The sequence below is a fragment of the Eubacterium sp. MSJ-13 genome, assembly GCF_018918235.1.
GTDB lineage: Bacteria > Bacillota > Clostridia > Lachnospirales > Lachnospiraceae > Butyribacter.
Window position 1 is genome coordinate 1 of sequence record NZ_JAHLQE010000078.1, and the last position, 20,191, is coordinate 20,191.

General features: G+C 37.0%; 16 protein-coding genes and 1 pseudogene. 14 read left to right on the top strand and 3 right to left on the bottom strand.

What is annotated here, in order from left to right; translation table 11 throughout:
- Positions 1–529 precede the first annotated feature (529 nt).
- The 5 genes from KQI69_RS04700 (at position 530) to KQI69_RS04720 (ending at position 7,209) form a co-directional block, all read left to right on the top strand.
- Entirely contained in the window at positions 530–1,921 is a 1,392-nt protein-coding gene (locus tag KQI69_RS04700; RefSeq protein WP_216564194.1) for an MATE family efflux transporter, read from the top strand.
- Between the two features lie 8 nt (positions 1,922–1,929).
- Positions 1,930–2,616, top strand: coding sequence for a response regulator transcription factor (locus KQI69_RS04705; RefSeq protein ID WP_216564195.1), 687 nt, complete (start codon positions 1,930–1,932; stop codon positions 2,614–2,616).
- Positions 2,613–3,710: a sensor histidine kinase KdpD gene (locus KQI69_RS04710; RefSeq protein WP_216564196.1), complete on the top strand. Its 1,098-nt coding sequence runs from the start codon at positions 2,613–2,615 to the stop codon at positions 3,708–3,710. Before KQI69_RS04705 ends, KQI69_RS04710 begins: the two co-directional genes overlap by 4 nt.
- A gap of 182 nt (positions 3,711–3,892) precedes the next feature.
- Positions 3,893–4,573: an ABC transporter ATP-binding protein gene (locus KQI69_RS04715; RefSeq protein ID WP_216564197.1), complete on the top strand. Its 681-nt coding sequence runs from the start codon at positions 3,893–3,895 to the stop codon at positions 4,571–4,573.
- Positions 4,573–7,209 (top strand): ABC transporter permease, encoded by a 2,637-nt coding sequence (locus KQI69_RS04720; protein ID WP_216564198.1) that lies wholly within the window; start codon positions 4,573–4,575, stop codon positions 7,207–7,209. The genes KQI69_RS04715 and KQI69_RS04720 overlap by 1 nt, the downstream gene beginning before the upstream one ends.
- 174 nt (positions 7,210–7,383) lie before the next feature.
- On the opposite strand, the gene KQI69_RS04725 is transcribed toward KQI69_RS04720, so the two are convergent.
- Both KQI69_RS04725 and KQI69_RS04730 read right to left on the bottom strand, forming a co-directional pair.
- On the bottom strand, positions 7,384–7,644 hold the full coding sequence (locus KQI69_RS04725; protein ID WP_216564199.1) for a Txe/YoeB family addiction module toxin: 261 nt from the start codon (positions 7,642–7,644) through the stop codon (positions 7,384–7,386).
- Position 7,645: 1 nt separating this feature from the next.
- Positions 7,646–7,897 carry a type II toxin-antitoxin system Phd/YefM family antitoxin gene (locus KQI69_RS04730; protein WP_216564200.1) on the bottom strand — a complete coding sequence of 84 codons (252 nt, stop codon included), beginning with the start codon at positions 7,895–7,897 and terminating at the stop codon, positions 7,646–7,648.
- 195 nt (positions 7,898–8,092) lie between these two features.
- Between KQI69_RS04730 and KQI69_RS04735 the strand changes: the two genes are divergently transcribed.
- Entirely contained in the window at positions 8,093–9,046 is a 954-nt protein-coding gene (locus tag KQI69_RS04735) for an AEC family transporter (protein WP_216564201.1), read from the top strand.
- 516 nt (positions 9,047–9,562) lie between these two features.
- On the opposite strand, the gene KQI69_RS04740 is transcribed toward KQI69_RS04735, so the two are convergent.
- Positions 9,563–11,251, bottom strand: a complete 1,689-nt coding sequence (locus KQI69_RS04740; protein WP_216564202.1) for a sodium:alanine symporter family protein — start codon at positions 11,249–11,251, stop codon at positions 9,563–9,565.
- A gap of 514 nt (positions 11,252–11,765) precedes the next feature.
- Between KQI69_RS04740 and KQI69_RS04745 the strand changes: the two genes are divergently transcribed.
- The 8 genes and pseudogenes from KQI69_RS04745 (at position 11,766) to KQI69_RS10420 (ending at position 19,982) form a co-directional block, all read left to right on the top strand.
- Positions 11,766–13,817 (top strand): methyl-accepting chemotaxis protein, encoded by a 2,052-nt coding sequence (locus KQI69_RS04745; RefSeq protein WP_216564203.1) that lies wholly within the window; start codon positions 11,766–11,768, stop codon positions 13,815–13,817.
- A gap of 163 nt (positions 13,818–13,980) precedes the next feature.
- On the top strand, positions 13,981–14,349 hold the full coding sequence (locus KQI69_RS04750) for a rhodanese-like domain-containing protein (RefSeq protein WP_216564204.1): 369 nt from the start codon (positions 13,981–13,983) through the stop codon (positions 14,347–14,349).
- Positions 14,350–14,674: 325 nt separating this feature from the next.
- Positions 14,675–15,379: pseudogene (locus tag KQI69_RS10405) on the top strand (amino acid ABC transporter substrate-binding protein); the annotation flags it as partial.
- Positions 15,380–15,550: 171 nt separating this feature from the next.
- Positions 15,551–16,192, top strand: coding sequence for an amino acid ABC transporter permease (locus tag KQI69_RS10410; RefSeq protein ID WP_371818732.1), 642 nt, complete (start codon positions 15,551–15,553; stop codon positions 16,190–16,192).
- Positions 16,193–16,277: 85 nt separating this feature from the next.
- Complete coding sequence (locus KQI69_RS04760) at positions 16,278–17,036, top strand: amino acid ABC transporter ATP-binding protein (RefSeq protein WP_253289000.1); 759 nt, start codon at positions 16,278–16,280, stop codon at positions 17,034–17,036.
- Positions 17,037–17,528: 492 nt separating this feature from the next.
- Positions 17,529–18,587 (top strand): HD-GYP domain-containing protein, encoded by a 1,059-nt coding sequence (locus KQI69_RS04765; RefSeq protein ID WP_216564205.1) that lies wholly within the window; start codon positions 17,529–17,531, stop codon positions 18,585–18,587.
- Positions 18,588–18,768: 181 nt separating this feature from the next.
- Positions 18,769–19,236 carry an AAA family ATPase gene (locus KQI69_RS10415; RefSeq protein WP_253289001.1) on the top strand — a complete coding sequence of 156 codons (468 nt, stop codon included), beginning with the start codon at positions 18,769–18,771 and terminating at the stop codon, positions 19,234–19,236.
- A complete protein-coding gene (locus KQI69_RS10420; RefSeq protein WP_253289002.1) occupies positions 19,206–19,982 on the top strand; it encodes an AAA family ATPase in 777 nt (258 codons plus the stop codon). The genes KQI69_RS10415 and KQI69_RS10420 overlap by 31 nt, the downstream gene beginning before the upstream one ends.
- Positions 19,983–20,191: the final 209 nt, after the last annotated feature.

Below are 20,191 nucleotides of genomic sequence, written 5' to 3' on the forward strand. Positions count from 1 at the left end.
TTTTTTTTTATGGGAAACAATATATATTGTTTATAAAAATGGCTGTGATACATACATAGGGCGTGTAGCATAGCTAAAAATGGTATATATTGTTTCCGATATGTATAAAATATGTCTCCTTATACTTATAATAACAGAAAAAAATCGTATTTGTTGCAAGTTAAATTGAAATTTATTGTGTTTTTTTAGCACTATCAAGGAAGTACCCCACTTCTATTGCGTAGAGCAGTAAGTAGTGGGTGGGGACTTCCCTGTATCAGGGGGACAAGCCCCTTCTGATATACTGCGATAGCAGCTAATGGTGTTATGAACAGGTAGCAGAGCGGGTTGCGAATATCCGCTTGACTATAATCTTAGCGAAAACTTAAAGAGTGGTTGTCTATAATATGTGTCTGAAAATGATAAATGTACTTGTAATTTATTTGAAAGATAAGTAGAATAGGTAACATGACAAATGAAGGCGGGAAGAATTTCTTCTCGTCTTTTGTGAAATGGAAAAATTTGAGTTTGCAATAAGGAGTTTACACAAATGAGTAAAAATGAAATAAGAACAAATGGTAAAGGAAATTCGGTTTATAAAAAAGCCATGACGCTCGCAGTGCCGATGATGATACAAAACGGTATTACAAATGCGGTGGGACTTGTTGACAACCTTATGGTTGGAAGTCTTGGGACTGAGAGCATGACCGCGGTATCTATTGTCGGTCAGCTTGTCTTTGTATTCTTTCTGGCGATATTTGGAGGACTATCCGGTCCCGGAATATACGGGGCACAGTATTTTGGTCAGGGCAATAAAAGGGGATATCAGAATGTGTTCAGATTGAAAGTGTGGATAACAGCCGCAATTACGCTCTGTGGACTTGCAGCTTTTATTTTGGCAGGAGACAAAATGATAGGTCTGTATCTGCATGGCAATGATGGCGGAATTGATTCAGCACAGACTCTTAATTTAGGGCTTGATTATCTCCATATAATGCTTATCGGACTTGTTCCATTTGCATTTACGCAGATTTATGCAGGAAGTTTAAGGGAGATGGGTGAGAGTATCAAGCCGATGGTCGGTGGTATAGCATCGGTCGTTGTTGATATAGTGTTTAATTATCTTCTTATATATGGAAAATTTGGATTTCCGAGACTTGGCGTAGAAGGTGCGGCGATAGCAACTGTGCTTGCAAGATTTGTTGAGATGTTTGTTGTAGTTATATGGACGCATCTGAGCATAAAAAAATACGAATTTTTAAGAGGTGTGTATAGGACACTTAAGATTTCGATAAGTGAAGTAAAGGTAATCATAATAAAAGGACTTCCTATATTTTTAAATGAGTTTTTCTGGTCGGGCGGAATAGCGGCGATGACGCAGTGTTACTCGATGAAGGGACTTCAGGTCATTGCGGGAATGAATATATCAAATGCGATATGTAATCTTTTAAATGTTGTTTTTGTGGCAATGGGAAATGCGGTCGGAATAATATCAGGACAGTATCTGGGTGCATCAAAATTTGATGAGGCAAAAAAGGCATCAAATAAACTTATGTGGTTCACAGCGGGAATATGTGTGTTCCTAACGGCTATACTTATTGCCTGCTCAGGATTTTTCCCAAAACTTTACGATACATCAGATGAGGTAAGGCACTTAGGACAGTGGTTTATCATAATAACTGCATCGTTCTTCCCGTTGCAGGGATTTTTGAATGTTCTTTACTTTACGCTCCGCTCAGGTGGAAAAACGGTAATCACATTTTTGTTTGACAGTATCTTTACATGGGTAGTGTCAGTGTCACTTGCGTTTTTGCTGTGTAAATTTACCGCACTTCCGATACTTACGATTTATATAATCGTGCAGAGTGCGGATATAATAAAGGTGGTGCTTGGATATGTTCTTGTTAAAAAAGGTGTGTGGATTACGAATTTGGTGGTGTAAGGAGGATTATGGCTGGATTATTATACAACATCCTTTTAGTTGAGGATGACAAAGAAATTATAAAAAATTTGACGGAGTTTTTAAATAATGAGGGTTTTAAGGTCAGCAGTGTGACGGGGCAGAAAGATGCGCTCTCATATGTTGATGAGCATACGCAGGATGTTGACATTGTGCTTCTTGATGTTTCACTAGAAGATGGCAACGGCTTTGCTGTGTGTACGGCGGTTAAGCAGAACACAGATATTCCGGTTATCTTTCTGACGGCTTCCGGTGATGAGTACAGTGTCGTAATGGGGCTTGACATGGGAGCTGATGATTATATCGGAAAGCCGTTCAGACCGAGAGAGCTTGTGTCGAGGATAAAAAGTGTCCTTAGAAGAAGTGGACGCATCTCAAACTTTATTGAACTTGCGGATATTAAGATTGACACGACGGGCGGTAAGGTTACAAAGAGTGGTGAGGAGATTTTTCTTTCTGCTTTGGAATACAGACTTCTTCTCATTTTTGCAGCAAATAAAGGAAATGTATTGTCGAGAAACAAGCTGCTTGAGGAGATATGGGATGCGTCAGGAGAGTTTGTGAATGATAATACACTGACCGTTTATATAAAAAGGCTAAGGGAAAAGATTGAGAATGATCCGCAGAAGCCGGAGATAATAAAGACGGTGAGAGGAATGGGGTATAGGTGTTTATGAATTTTTTGCGAAACAGTGAGATTAAAAAGTGGGGATTTATCAATCTGCTTATCGTGGCAGCAGCGGCTATTGTCACATATATTTTATCAAAGAAGAATACGAAAGTGACAGCGGTAGTATGTGTGGCTGGTTTTATACAGTTTGGTGTAAATGTGTTTTTTACCAAGAGAAGATATGATAAACTTGCAGGCATAAGTGACAAAATAGATGCGATACTGCATGGCAATAAACATCTGTCATTTGAACAGTACAAAGAGGGAGAACTTTCTGTGCTCTCCGATGAGGTGGAAAAACTTGTGATAAAACTCAGGGAACAGACAGAAAGGCTTCAGAATGATAAAATATTTCTTGCTGACTCGATAGCGGATATTTCACACCAGATAAAGACACCGCTTACTTCGATAAATCTTATCTTAAATTTTCTTCGGGAGGAAGATATTACATATGAGCGCAGAATTGCTCTTGTAAGGGAACTTATGACACTTGCCGAAAAGATAAAATGGCAGATAACAGCTTTGCTGAGGATATCAAGGCTTGATGCAGGCATGGTTGATTTTGATATTGAAGATATTGATATGGGCAGGGCTATTGATGAGGCATATTCGCTTATAGAGATACCGCTTGATATAAGAGGTGTAAGTTTTGAGCGTTCATATCAGAAGAACTCAAAGGTGACAGCCGATAAAGAATGGCTTGTCGAGGCTTTGGGAAATATACTAAAAAACTGCATGGAGCATAGTTTTGAGGGAGGAAAGATTTCGGTAAGCTGTGAGGAAAATTCCATATACAGCAGGATAGTCATAAGTGATAATGGAACGGGAATTGCAAAAGAGGATCTGCCGCACATTTTTGAGAGGTTTTATAAAGGAAAAAGTAAGAATAAGTCGGGTGAAACCAAGAACAGCGGAGCGGTTTATGAGGAAAACGGAAATTTAAGCGGAAGTTCTGAAATAGAATATAAAAGTGAAAGTGTAGGCATCGGACTTGCACTGTCAAGAAGTATCATAACGCAGTTTAACGGAACGATAAAGGTTGCAAGCGAGGTCGGGCACGGGACTTCATTTGATATAAGGTTTTATAAGGCAATAGTGTGAAAAATCCATATATGCAGGATTTTATTATCAAGTGGATATTCGCAATCTGCTCTGCTATCTATTCCTAAAGTGACAATTTTGTCATTTTAAAGTCACCCTGTTGTAATTTATATATGTTAAGTTATTATCATAAAAACAGTAAAGAAAAACAGGTACATAGTTTTTAGAATGGAGGAAATAGAGTGGAAATTTTAAGAGTAGAAAATCTCACAAAAGTTTACGGAAAGGGAGAGAATGAAGTAAGAGCGCTTGATGGTGTTTCGTTTTCAGTGGAAAAGGGCGAGTTTGTTGCCATCATAGGACCGTCAGGTTCGGGAAAATCAACATTGCTTCATATATTAGGTGCTGTTGATGAGCCATCATCGGGAAAAGTTTTTATGGATGGCAAGGATGTTTTTAAGCAGAATGAGGAACAGCTTGCTATTTTTAGAAGAAGACAGGTCGGTCTTGTGTATCAGTTTTACAATCTAATTCCGGTGCTTGATGTTGTTGAGAATATAACACTTCCGGTTCAGCTTGACGGAAGAAAAGTAAACAGGGAGCGTTTGCAGGAGATGGTTGCTCTTTTAGGACTTCATGGCAGGGAGAAGCATCTTCCGAACCAGCTTTCGGGAGGGCAGCAGCAGAGAGTTTCAATAGGAAGGGCACTTATGAATTCACCTTCGGTAGTTCTTGCCGATGAGCCGACAGGAAACCTTGACAGCAAGAACAGTCAGGAGATAATGGAACTTTTAAAGAAGTCAAATAAGAAATATAATCAGACACTTATCATGATAACACATGATGAAAATATAGCACTTCAGGCTGACAGAATAATCGCTATCGAGGACGGTCACATCACGAGAGATGAGGTGAACAGGTAATGAATATCATAAACAGATTTACCCTAAGGACGCTTTTGAAAAATAAAGTGCGTACATTTGTCACGATACTTGGAATTATCCTTGCAACTGCAATGTTTGTTTCAATAACAAGTATAATAACGAGTTTACAGAATTATATGCTTGACATTGTAGTAGATGAGACAGGTGAATGGCAGGGGCAGATATACAATATTGATAAAAAGTCTAAAGAGGAGATATGTGACAAAGCCGCAGACATAAGTGAGAAAAGTTATGTTGAGGTATATGAGAACCAGGGCGAGGCAAAGAATATTTCATTTTCGGGAATAGATGATAATTTCAGGGCAATGTTGACGGTCAAGCTTAAAAGCGGGCATATGCCAAAGGATGATTCACAGATAATCATGACTAATATGGCAAGGAGCGTGTATTTTGAAAACAGCGAAATAGGGGATAAAGTAAAATTAAAGGTTGACGGTAAAGACAGGGAATTTGAAATATCAGGTTTTTCTGAAGTGGTCACAAGTAACGGTGATACATCTAATGATATGCAGATATTTACAAAAAGTGGTCTTACATCACCAAAATCTTACACGATGTATTTTAAATGCAAAAATGTTTCAAAAGTGGAGGTGGTATTTGAAACACTTATGAAAAAGCTTGAAAAGGCAAAGAAAGCAGATGCAGGTTCGGATGAAGATGGCATAACCGGTTATATGCACAGTGCTCTTTTAAAATTTTATGGAGAGTCGCCAAACCACACATACAACAAACTTTTATATGGTATGGCAGGCATACTTATGGCGATAATAATGGTTGCGTCAGTGTCGCTTATCCATAATGCATTCTCAATCTCCATAAGTGAGAGAACAAAACAGTTTGGGCTTCTCAAGTCGGCAGGTGCGACAAGAAAGCAGATTTTAAGGAGTGTGTTTTTTGAGGCAGGAATACTCTGTATAATAGGGATTCCGATTGGTATAATATGTGGTGTGATAGGAATAGGTATTACATTAAATCTTCTTGGAAATCAGTTTGCGATGATGCTTACAGGTTCAGATTCATCGGGAATTTCACTTACAATGCAAATATCTGCGGCGGGCGTGCTTGTAGCCGTAGCGGTAACAGTTATCACAGTATTGGTATCGGCACTCATACCGGCAGTAAAAGCGGTCAGACTTACGGTTTTGCAGGCTCTTAAACAGAATGAGAGTACGGGACTTAAAAGAAGAAGCGTAAAAGTAAATCCTATTTTAGAGAGATTATTCGGATTTGAGGGAAAACTTGCCGACAAAAACTTTAAGAGAAACAAGCGAAAGCAGAGGGTGACGGTAATTTCTATAGCCATAAGTACGTCATTGTTTGTGGCAGTAAACAGTTTCACTTCGTATATGTCAAAATCTTTGGATCTTTATGACAGCAATACGGCGGCGGACCTGTCAATGGAAGTTGAAAAGAGTGCGGTTGAAAAAAGTTTTAAGACAGTTGAAAATGCGTTAAAGGGATTTAAGGGAGTAGATAATATAGATGATGGCGGTTACAGTGTGTACGATAATGTGATTGCAGAGATAAAAATAAAAGATGTAGACAGCGAGTATCTTAATGGTCTTAAAAAGATGGATCCGGAAATGGTCGATGAGAAAAAGGGTATCATAAGGATTGATGCTCATATATGGTATCTTGAAGATGATATATATAATGAGTATATAAAGAAAAATAATATAAAAAATACAAAAGCTTTGGCATGGCCTCATCTTTCAATTTATAATGAAGATGAAAGCAAGAATTATTCGTATGATATTATAAAATCAGATGCAGATATAAAGATATATCAAGCAAAGGAAAAGAAAGGTTATGAGCTTGGCTATATAAAAAGTTATAAGAAACTCAGTCAGTATTATTTTGAGACTACTGATGAAGACGAAGAAGGAAGTGTGGAGGAAAAGATTTATTCAGGAAAAGATGCATTTGCGTCACAGGATGTAAGTGTAGTCAGATGTGACGATAAACTTCCACTTTGTATTGGAGATGCCAGCAACAGCAATTTACTCACGATAGTAAAACCGTACTCAGAAGTTAAAAATATACCAAAGGGAGTTGTAAGAAATAATTATTACAGATTTGAGTTTAAGGCGAAAAAACATTCAGAAGCAAAAGTAAACCTTACAGCTTTCATAAAGAAAAAAATGTCTGGTCAGTTAAGCCATATAGCTGACTATACACAGGATAAGGAGACGAGCAATGCGATAATAATGATAGTCAATGTTTTCTCATATGGATTTATAATACTTATTTCACTTATCGTTGTCGCAAATGTATTTAATACAATTTCTACAAACATTCTTCTGAGGAAACAGGAATTTGCAATGCTGAAATCTGTCGGAATGACAAAAAAAGGTCTGAATAAGATGATGAATTATGAATGTGTATTTTATGGAATAAAAGGTCTTATATTTGGTATGATAATGGCTGTACTTGCTACTTATGCAATGTTTAATGTAATGAGCGAGGGATTTAATGTGGGATTTTATATTCCGGTGCAGAGCATCGTGGTCGTTGTGATAAGTATCTTTGTTGTAGTATTTGCAAGTATGATATATACGATGAAAAAGATTAAAAAGGATAATGTAATCGAGACACTTAGAAATGATAATATTTAATAATATCAGGGAAGTGGCAGAGAGGATTGCGAATATTCGCTTGACGATATAGATATTGTTTTGATAAGAGTTTTCGGATGATAAAATTGTAGTTATAAAAATAATTGTTGTCTTAACGATCTCCAGAAATTAGATTAAAAATCTAACTTTTGGAGGTCATTTTTGTGCCATATTTTAATTTTCATAATGATATTTGCATGAGTAAATTATGAGATTTTGGTTGCTGTCAAAATTGTAGGTAAGCCTATGTTCGTCAGTTATTCTTCTGCTCCATACTTTTCTGTGTTTAAGTGGTTCAGGTTTTCCAATGCCTTTTGACAAGCCATCTCTTTCTATACTTTTGATGAGCTGATTAATTCGTTTGGCAAGTTTAGGGTTTGATGTTTGCCAATCAATATATTGTCCCCATGCGGTAGGTGTAAAGGCTATATTCATTTTACATATTCTCCAGTTCATCTATCGATTTTACAATAAATCCACCAGCTTTTGCTTCAGCCATAGATTTATCAAGCATAGCCAGATATTCAGCATTTCTTTTTATTTTCATGATTTCATTGTATTTCGCTTCTGACATCATAACAATATTTTGATTTTTAGGTCGTGATACGACCAATGTTTCTCCGTTAAAAACTTTATCGCATATTTTTTTGAAATTATCTCTTACATCCATAGATTTTACAGCGAGCATTTTAAGCACCTCTTTTCGTATTAAAAATCGTATGTTTTTTATTATTATATGCTAATAGTATATCAAAAGCAATACTTTTTATGCCAGCCATTGACATTTTCTTTTTGCACACCTATGCTGTAAATATATTTTTGCAGCGTACATTTTATATGCGTGAATTGCAACAATAAATTTATTTTAAGAAGGGTTAAAAAAATGAACAATTTTTTATTTAGTCTGAATGCGACAGTTCCGGTTTTTGCTGTGATAGTCCTCGGACATTTTTTTAAGAGAATAGGTCTTATAGACGAGCATTTTGCCAATATGGCAAATAAATTTGTTTTTAAGGCGTGTCTGCCGTGCCTTGTATTTCAGGACCTTGCAGATACAAATATAAGGAAAAATTTTGATTTTAAATATGTCGGGTTTTGTTTTATTGCAACGCTTACATCAATCCTTTTGGTATGGTTTCTTGCAAAGAAATTTATGAGGGATAAAAGCATGGTAGGTGCATTTGTTCAAGGGGCATACAGGAGCAGTGCCGCTATACTTGGGATAGCGTTTATCCAGAATATCTATGGCACATCGGGCATGGCACCACTTATGATAATCGGTTCAGTGCCGCTTTACAATATATTTGCAGTTATCATTCTGACATTGGAAAGCAACAATAAAGAAAATTTCGGAGATAACAGCCAGATTAAACATGCACTGATAAACATACTTAAAAACCCTATAATAATAGGAATATTTTTCGGCCTTGTCGCATCATTTTTTAATATAAGTTTTCCGAGAATGATAGATAAGACGATAAACAATCTTGCGGTAATGGCATCGCCGCTTGCACTTATTTCAATCGGTGCGACATTTGAGGGCAGAAAGGCACTTGCAAAGATAAAACCGACTATGGTGGCATCGCTTATAAAACTTGTCGTACTTGCAGGGATTTTTCTTCCGATTGCGGCATATTTTGGATTCCGCGACCAGAAGCTGATAGCAATAGTTATAATGCTTGCTTCACCATGCACACCTACATCATACATAATGGCAAAAAATATGGACGGTGATGACACGCTTGCCGCAAGTATAGTGGTAAGTACTACATTGTTTTCATCGGTTACGCTTACGGGATGGATATTTTTGATGAAGTCATTGTCACTTATACAATAGCAAGATTGTGTATTATGGAAAGTAGTTATTTCTTAATAAATGTTTTTGTAGATTATTGATATTGATTGGATAGTATAAGCTTGTTGCCGCCTCCTAGACAGGATACGGAAGGTATGGAGTATATATTATCTTTTATTGTCGCTGTTGCGGCTGGTGTAGTTTGCAATTACATAAACAAATGGTTAGATGGCGATAAATAGTTGGTAATTAGCCTGTGGTATTAAACCTTCCACACCAAAATAGGAACAAAAAGCCCAAAAGTGTACCAGACTTTCGGGCTTTTATCGTTGTCCATCTATGGAACTATATTATCTTTTTGTCTGACGACATTATAGCATATGCAATATGCACAAAAATTTGACGAAAACCAGCTTTAAATAGGGCTTATTATTCTGACAAAAGGGCGTTAGAACTGTGTCGGTACTTAGCGGGTGTATTATGCCCGCTTATGTATCGCTACTCAGTTCTCCGAGCGAAAGCGTCCCTGCTGCAGAATAATAAGCCCTATTTAAAGCGTCAGTTAATCTTTTCCCTCTTAAGCACTGCCTGAAACCTCTCCATCTCCTTAGCCACTGTACCGCTTAATACAAGCAGACATATAAGATTAGGAATTGCCATCAATGCATTAGCTATATCCGAAAATGTCCATGCAATCTCAAGCGTCGTCGTTGCTCCGACATATGCCATAAGTGAGAATATTATTCTGTAGACCATATTGTATCTGTGTGTTCCAAGTATGTATTCAAATGCTTTTTCACCATGGTATTCCCAGCCGAGAATTGTTGAGAAAGCAAAGAAAGCGATTCCAATACATACAAGCCATCCTCCAGCATCTCCGAGGACGGTTTTAAAGGCTTTTATCGTGAGTGCCGAACCTACGGTAAGTTCTTTGTATTTGTAAGAACCATCTTTGTCAAATACATATTCATTGTCTGACGGATCAGTCCATGTTCCAGCAAGAGTATCTGCACTTATATTGTCGGGTGTGAGTGCGGATTTTTTGTTTTTAAGTGAGATATCCTTGTCGTCTTTTGAAACGACAAGAGTAGTGCCATTTTCATCTGATGTAACATTTTTAATAATGTAATTGTCTGTTATTATATTATCCCCGCTTCTTGTTGCTATAGAGATAGTCGATGCTTCTTTTGTGTATGTGTACTGTCCTGAATTTACAATGTCTTTTGAGCCAAGCACACCCGAACTTGCAATGCAGAGTCCTGTAATGGTGCAGACTACTATCGTATCCCAGAAAGTACCTGTCATGTTTATGTAACCCTGACGGACAGGGTCATCTGTTGTGGCTGCGGCAGCAGTTATAGCGGCAGAACCCATGCCTGCTTCATTTGAAAATACACCTCGTGCAACACCAAAACGCATTGCCTGCATCATGCTTGCAACGATACCGCCGCACAATCCCCCGCCCACTGCTTTTACGGAAAATGCCATTTTAAATATCATTGCGATACCTGATGGGAGATTGCTCAGATTTCCAAATATAACTATAAGTCCTGCAATAATGTAAAATACAGCCATAAGCGGAACAACTACCTGTGATACTTTTGAGATGTTTTTTATGCCTCCAATTATGATTATAAGTGCGAGGAGCATCACTACGATGCCGGTAACAGCAACCGGTATATTAAATGTTGAATTTAATGCAGTTGAAATTGAGTTTGCCTGAGTAAGATTGCCTATTCCGAATGATGCGACAACTGCAAAAAGAGCAAAGAGCCAGCCGAGTATGGCACCTGCTTTTTTGTTCTTAAAGGCTTTTTTCATCGTGTACATAGGACCGCCTGACATTTCACCTTTTTCGTTTACCTCACGATATTTAATGGCGAGCATACATTCACTGAATTTAGATGTCATACCGAAAGCAGCAGAAAGCCACATCCATACCAAAGCTCCGGGGCCGCCTGAAACCATAGCTGTAGCGACACCTACAATATTTCCTGTTCCGATGGTTGCGGCGAGTGCTGTGGTAAGTGCTGAGAATGGAGAAACATCACCATCGCCTTTTTTCTGTCTTGCTTCTTTGCTCATAACACTTTTTAAAGCATAAGGCAGGTTACGCCAGCAGAGAGCCTTTGTTCTGATAGTAAGGAAAATACCGGTTCCGACAAGGAGAATGAGCATTACAGGACCCCAGACAAAAGTGTCGATTTTATCAAGTGTTGTAGTAAGTGAATTTACAAAATTGTTCATAAAACACCTCTTTCTTAAAAAATAGTGAAGAATAAAGAAAATGGCGGTTACAGAATATTCCGTAATCGCCATTGGTTACATAAATTGCAATTATTATATCAGAAATGTAAATATATGGCAATAACAAAAACGAGCCGTTTTGATGTGATTCAAAACGGCTGTTTTTTTTATAAATAGGTGGGAACAAATAATAAACAATGTATAAGCTGAAAGCTGCACACCCTCTCCATAGGAATATTCAAAACAGCTATACATGTTAGTAAACTACAAGAATTATTGTAGCATATATTTGGAAAATAGCAACAATTTTTTAACAAAATGTGAAGAAAAAAGCAATATTTTTTACAATTTATTCATAATTGCAATAGTATTTATAGATTGATACATCAAAATTTTGACATATTCTATTTTTAAAAAATAAAATAAAGTTTTAAATTTTTATGTACGATTATAAACAAAAGTGTTATAATGCTTTTTACAGGTTTATTTATACGGATTGGAGGAAGTAAATAAAATGGAAGAAAACAAAAGTTTAAAGAAAGGTAAAAAAGAGAATAAGACAGTAAAAAACAAAAATGGCATAAAAGTTCAGATTCAGAATAAAATAGGTCTTTCTATTATAGCTGTTATGGCGGCTATAACCATATTGGTTGTAGGTGTGGTTTACACCCTGCTTATAAAATCAAATAATACTGAGCTTCAGCAGGATTCTGAAGCGGTATCGCTTGAAGTTGAAAAGTACTTTGCACCGTTTGAGCGTATGGCTGAACAGCTCGCAATAGATAAGGATGTACAGAAACTTCTTACTACTACAAAAGAAGGACAGCGCATGACTGAAAATCCTATGTATTCTGATGTGCTTGATGAGATGAGTGAAACGGCAGGGCTTGATACGGATAATATTCAGGGTGTATTTATTGCAGACCTTGACAGCAATGCTTCAATTACATCATATGGTACGATTTCAGGTGATGATTATGATTGTACGACGCGTGCATGGTATGAATGTACAAAGACAGGAAAAACAATGCTTACAGAACCGTATATTTCTGCGAGCAAAGGAAATCTGATTCTCAGTGCAGTAGCACCTGTTTATGGTTCTGATAAGAAGGTTGTCGGTGTTGCAGGAATTGATGTTGTTATAGATACTATTACAAATAAGATGAAGAACTATACGATTGGTTCAAATGGATATACTATGTTAATGACAAGTGATGGAACTTTTATATACCATCCGACTTCATCACTGATTGATAAAAAGATTCAGGATATGAAAATCTCAGACAGTGTTGGTAAGGCAATCAGTGCACAGTCATCAACGCTTTTGAAATATAAGGTAGATGGCAATCGCAAATATGGATATATCATGCCAATCGGTGATACTGGATTTATAGCACTGAGCTGTATTCCAAATGGACAGTATTATTCTTCACTGGTAAAAGCAGTCGTACTGCTTCTTATTGTAATTATTGTCGGAATCACATTTATACTGCTTCTCATAGGTAAATTGTCAAGTAAGATAGTAGATCCTCTGATACGATTAAATGATACTGCTATGGAACTTGCAAATGGTAATCTTAATGTATCAATCGATGCTCAGAGTGATGATGAGGTTGGCGAACTTGGAAGATCTATTGAAAAAACTGTAATACGCCTTAAAGAGTACATAGATTATATTGACGAGATATCAAAGGTGCTTGCGGACATGGCTGACGGAAAACTGTCGATAGATCTCAAATATGCCTATGTCGGTGAGTTTGAGAAAGTTAAGGATGCCATGAATCATATTTCTAAGGCAATGACAGAAGTTATGACAAGTATCATGGAGGGGGCAAAGCAGGTATCAGTTGGAAGTGATGACCTTGCAGAAGCAGCTCAGGGTATGGCTGAAAATACGACAACGCAGGCTACAGCGATTGATGAACTTCTCGAAACGGCGATTACTGTTGCCGACAAGGTTAAGGAAAACAGGGATAATTCTGAGAAGTCTGCACAATACACAAATGAAGTTGCAGATGTAATGGAAGACAGCAAAAAGCAGATGGCTCAGATGCGTGAGGCAATGGATAAGATTCAGGAATCCTCACAGCAGGTTGTCGGTGTTATTAAGGCGATTGAGGATATTGCAACACAGACAAATCTTTTGTCACTTAATGCTTCTATTGAGGCTGCCCGTGCGGGAGAGGCAGGAAAAGGTTTTGCTGTTGTCGCAGGAGAAATTGGTGGTCTTGCTAACGAAAGTGCCAATGCGGTAAATACGACACGAAATCTTATAAGCGTATCACTGGAGGAAATAGATAAGGGAAATACAATTGTAAACGATGTTATCAAATCTCTTGATAATGCAGTGGAGCGTGTCCGTATTGCAAATGAAATGATTCAGGGCACAGCACAGACAGCAGATACACAGATGAAGAGTATTGACCAGATTCGTGATGGTATAAAGGATATGTCAGAGGTTGTTCAGGATAATTCCGCAGTGGCAGAGGAAACTTCTGCAACAAGCGAGGAACTTGCAGCACAGGCAGTTACATTGAATGAACTTGTTCAGAAATTCGAGTTATAGTTTGGAAAAACAGAATAAATATATTATTAAAAAACCCCGAAAGTCTTAAAGATTTTGGGGTTTTTTAATAATATAATAATACACAAAGTAGCATTGGTCCTCATAAGATAAATTATAAGGTATATTATAAGTACTTAAAAATATATGATGGAGACACAAAAATATGACCCTTGATAATATTAAAAACTCAATCCGCATCCTTCCTTCACGACAGCTTAAAGATTATCTTGGTCGAAGTGATGTGCTGATTTTTGACCTGCGTGATAAAAGTGATTATGATAGAGAACACATTCCGGGTGCTGTCTGGATAGATATCGATCTGCTGGAAAAAGATATAAGAAGAATATTTGCGAGAAATTATGTGACAAATGAGGATAGGGAGATTTTTAATAAAAAAGGTATAAGGCTTATCATCCTTTACTGTGACAGAGGCAATCAAAGCATCTATGCGACAAGGGACCTTGCGAAACTTGGTTATCCGGTCGTGAGTCTGAATGGCGGGTTTGCTAAATATAAGGATATGTACGGTTAAATTTAAAAGCAGGGTTGCTGTGCTGATGAAATATAGTAAAAAAGCGGTCGTTTTAATATATGTTCACTTATCAGGCAATGGACATATATCTGAAATGGCCACTTTTTTGTTTTGGCATATAAATAATGAAAAAAATTCCACAGAACATTAAAACTATGCTATGATATGAAAGATGTGTAATGTCTATTGAAAAAGCAACCAGGTAAAAGCGGAGATTTTTTAAAATGACTAAACAAAAATAAAAACAGATTGGATGGAAATGATGGACAAGAAAACTTTTAAAACCGGCAGACTGATAAGATTTATGCTGATTATAGCTGGTGTGATGTTTATTTTTGGGCAGGGAATACAGGTATCTGCAAAACAGAAATTTGTTGTTGGATTTGATGCAAGTTTCCCTCCTTATGGTTATCTCAGTGATGATGGTGAGTATATAGGATTTGACCTTGATCTTGCTGCACAAGTTGCTGACAGAAACGGATGGGAGCTTGTTAAGCAGCCGATTGACTGGGAGTCAAAGGATACCGAGTTAAAAGTCGGAAATATAGATTGTATATGGAATGGTTTTACGATGAACGGCAGGGAGAAGTTATACACATGGTCTACTCCCTATATTGATAATTCACAGATAGTTATCGTAAATAAAGATTCTGATATCACAAAATTAAGTGACCTTAAAGGAAAGATAGTATGTGTACAGTCAGATTCTTCTGCACTTGCAGCACTTAAAGGTGATGATGCTACACCTGAGAATAAGAAACTTGCAGAGTCAATGAAGGAGATAACGGAGGTCGGAGATTACAATTCTGCATTTATGAATCTTGAAAGCGGAATGGTCGATGCAATCTGTATGGATATAGGTGTCGCTTCATACAAACTTGAGGCATCTGGTGACAAGTACAAAATGCTTGATGAAAGACTTTCATCGGAGGAATATGGCATCGGATTTAAGCGTGGAAATACAGAACTTCGTGATAAGGTTCAGGTGACACTTCTCGAAATGCTTCAGGACGGGACATTTGATACTATAGTTAAAAAATGGAAACTTGAGGAAAGTGCATGTCTTAGTCTTGATGACAAGACATATATTGATGGTGGAAAAGTCCCTGAAGTGCCAAAGATAACGCCTGCTCCACAGAATGATAAAGCTCAGGAGACTGTTGCACCCGAGGCTGCTTCTAATAAAAAGAATAAGAACTTTATAAATATTGCGCTTCAGTTGTCAGAAGGAATGGGTGCGACACTTCTTATATTTATACTTACGCTTGTATTTTCAATGCCGCTTGGACTTCCACTTATGGCAATGAGAATGTCAAAGATAAAGATAATACAGTGGATTGCAAAGATATATATATCAATAATGCGTGGTACACCACTTATGCTTCAGCTTCTTGTTGTATTTTACGGACCACATTACCTGTTTGATATCAAACTTCCGTATGCATATCGCTTTTATGCTGTTATCATAGGATTTTCATTGAATTATGCAGCATATTTTGCGGAGATTTACCGTTCGGGAATACAGAGCATACCTGTAGGTCAGAGAGAAGCGGCAGAGGTGCTCGGTTACGGCAAGGCAGGAACATTTTTTAAGATAATATTCCCTCAGATGGTAAAGAGGATAATGCCGCCTGTTACAAATGAGGTTATCACACTTGTAAAAGATACTTCACTGGCATTTGCAATCGCTTATACGGAGATGTTTACCGTTGCAAAACAGATATCGTCAAGCATGGCATCTGTTATGCCGCTTTTTGTAGCGGGTCTGTTCTATTACATATTTAATTTTATAGTGGCATATGCAATGGAATTGATAGAGAAGAAATTTGACTATTATAGATAGAAAAGAAAAAGTTTAGGGATAGTAAAGAGTGTGCTGTAGCAGATACAGATGGAAATATATAGATATGTGAAAGGCTTGGATAAATATGGACATATTAGAGATGAATCACATCAAAAAGACTTTTGATGAAAAAACGGTTTTAAAAGATATAAGTTTGAGTGTAAGAGAGGGAGAGGTTGTATCAATAATAGGACCTTCTGGTTCCGGAAAATCTACATTGCTAAGATGTGCGACTTTTCTTGAGAGAGCAGATGGCGGTGATATATCGTACTGCGGAGAAAATGTTGTTAAAGACCAGTCTGGAACTGCTGTCTATCCTGAAAAAAACAGCATAAGAAATGCACAGCAGAATTTCGGACTTGTTTTTCAGAATTTTAATCTTTTTCCACATTATTCTGTTATTAAAAATATAACTGATGCACCGATATGCAACCAGAAAAGACCTAAGGAGGAAGTATTTAAGGAAGCTAGAGAACTTCTTAAAAAGGTAGGACTTGAAGATAAGGAAAACGCATATCCATGTGAACTTTCAGGAGGTCAGCAGCAGAGAGTTGCAATTGCGAGGGCTCTTGCATTAAAGCCTAAAATGCTGTTTTTTGATGAACCTACATCAGCACTTGACCCTGAAATAACAGCAGGGATTTTGAGAGTTATGAAAAGCCTTGCAGAGGAAAAGATGACGATGGTCGTTGTAACACATGAGATAGAGTTTGCAAAAGCTGTTTCTGACAGGGTTATCTTTATGGATGGCGGTGTCATAGTGGAAGAGGGAACACCACAGGAAGTAATAGACGCACCTAAAAATCAGAGAACACAGGAATTTTTAAAACATCTTGGAATTTAATACTATCAAGCAAGTCCCTTCTGATATGCTGCGATAGCAGCTAATAGTATTATGAGTAAGTAGCAAAGTGGATTGCGAATATCCGCTTGATATAAAAAGCTTGGTTTTACCTTATATATATGAACAAATTTTGAATAATCGGATAACAATTTTCAGATTGGCAAAATATTTGATAATAGATGTTGATTTTTGTCAAAATAGTAGTTATAATTTCCAATTGTGCTTAGATGACTAGTGTACTGTATCACTGACTTTCAGCTAAATAACGCAGGGTAAATTTTCAGTCTGCAAGACAGAGGAATGAGCCGTAGCGGGCTACGGTGATTGACGACAACGCAGCAGATGGAAATTTATACAAGTTATTTGGCGAAATGTCAATGATACAGCACACTAGCACTTTTACTATTTACAAGTTTGTTATAGCTTGTTTATGATTTATTCAGAATATTTGTGTATAAGTAATTGTTTTTTGCTCAGAAAGGATTAGCGTTAATGAGGTATTTAAACATTGAAAAGGTAAATCCGGGGATGATTTTGGCAAAGGAAGTATACGATGATGATGGAAGAGTATTATTATCTCTTAATACAAAACTTACAAAAGAGTATATAACCAGATTGTCAATCAGGGGTTATCAGGGTGTTTATATAGAAGATGAACTTTCAAAGGGAATCCAGATTGAAGAAGTTATTACGATAGAACTTAGAAATAAGGCAGCTCAGGCTGTAAAAGACGGGGATATAGATTCACTTAAAAATATAGCAAAAGATATAGTAGGACAGCTTCTTGACAAGGATAAGAGTATATCACTTGATATTCAGGATTTGAGAACGTATGATAATTATACATATAAACATTCGGTAAATGTCGCTGTCATATCAACAATTATCGGAATATATCTTTCATATGACGATGAGTCATTGTGGGAACTTTGTCTTGCAGCATTGATGCACGATATTGGAAAGACAAAGATAGATCCTGCAATCATAAACAAACCGGCAAGACTTACGATGTCTGAGTACAGACTTGTTCAGGAACATGCAAGATATTCTTATGATATACTTGATGAAAACGGGCTTATTCCGGCGAGGACAAAACAGGGAGTTCTTCACCATCATGAAAATGAGGATGGAACAGGTTATCCTGACAGACTTGTAGGGGATGAGATACCTCCGTATGCAAAGATAATTCATGTTGCAGATGTGTACGATGCACTCACATCTAAACGACCATATAAGAAACCGTATGCTTTGTCAGAAGCGATAGAGTATCTTATGGGAGGAAGTAATGTGCTTTTTGACAGAAATGCAGTCGAGGCATTTCTTGAAGCGGTGCCTGTTTATGCGAAAGGTATTGAAGTTACTATGACGAACGGAGAGAAAGCAATAGTAGTTTCAAATACATCAAATCCTTTAAGACCTATCGTCAGACTTATAGACAGCGGCGTTGATATAGACTTAAACAACAATAAGGATTATATAAGTGTTACTATTGCACCACATACAGTAGTGGAAAATGATTTTACATCTGTGTACGAGAAATTTGATGGCTAATCGCTGCATATGTGTGACTTTAGTCATAAGTTAGGTTGTTTTTCAAAAAAACATGGCACATCAATCGTAAGTAGAGGTATGTCAGTAACAAGAGGAATACTTTACTTTAATATACTCCAATGTTAAAATGTATTTACAGATTTATGGAGAACAGAATGTAGATTGAATGGAAGGTGTGCGTATGGCAAGAGTTGTAGGGATAGGAAATCAGAGTTTTGAATCAATACGGGAAAAAGACACTTTTTATATAGATAAAACAGCGTTTATAAAAGAGTGGTGGGAAAATGAAGATATAGTAACACTCATAACCCGTCCACGCCGTTTCGGAAAAACATTAAATATGGATATGCTCAGGTGTTTTTTCTCAAATGAATATAAAAACAGGGGAGATCTGTTTGAAGGGTTTGATATATGGAAAGAGGAAAAATACCGTAAATTACAGGGAACATATCCGGTGATATTTCTTAGCTTTGCAGAGATAAAGCAGAGTAACTATCAAGATACTATTGCTAAAATTAAAAAGATAATATGCAGTCTGTATCAATCGTTTATGTTTTTGACAGATTGGGATGGTTTGACAGATGAGGAAAAAATAATATTAAAGGAATATCAGATGGCATGTCAGATGTTACTGCACAGAGTTCTATAAAAGATTTAAGTAATTATCTGAGCCGTTATTATGGAAAAAAAGTTATCATTCTGTTGGATGAATACGACACACCGATGCAGGAAGCATATGTAAATGGATACTGGGAAGAACTTGTTGCCTTTACCAGAAGTCTTTTTAACTCGACATTTAAGACAAATCCGTATTTAGAGCGGGCAATAATGACGGGTATAACAAGGGTTTCTAAAGAAAGCATTTTTAGTGATCTTAATAACCTTGTTGTGGTCACAACTACATCTAACTTATATGAAACAGCATTTGGTTTCACTGAGCAGGAAGTATTTAATGCACTTGATGAATTTAAATTTTCTGATAAAAAAGATGATGTAAAAGCATGGTATGATGGTTTTATGTTTGGAAAGAAAAATGATATTTATAATCCTTGGTCAATAATCAATTTTTTGAAGTACGGAGAGTTTTCAACATATTGGGCTGACTCAAGTTCAAACGGGCTTGTAAATGAGCTGATAAGAACAGGATCAACCAACACAAAAGAAACAATGGAAACATTGATTTTAGGTGGTGTTGTTGATAAAAACATAGATGAGCAGATAGTTTTTGAACAACTTAAAACAAGCAAGGATGCGGTATGGAGTTTGCTGCTGGCAAGTGGATATCTGCGTATAGAAGGATTTTATACATCAGGAAAGTTTAATAAAAAAATATATAGCCTAAAACTGACTAATTATGAAGTGACGCAAATGTTTGGAAAAATGATAGAGCAGTGATTTGGGAGTGACAATGTACCATATAGTGAGTTTATAGAAGCAATGCTTTCAGGAGACTTGGAAAGCATGAATGAATATATGAACAGGGTTACAACTAATATAATCAGTTACTTTGACACAGGCAATAGTCCTCTGACGAAGAACCAGAGCGTTTAGCCTCATGCTACGACTGTCAAGGAGTAGCTAATGGCTCAAGTTTGAACTATCGT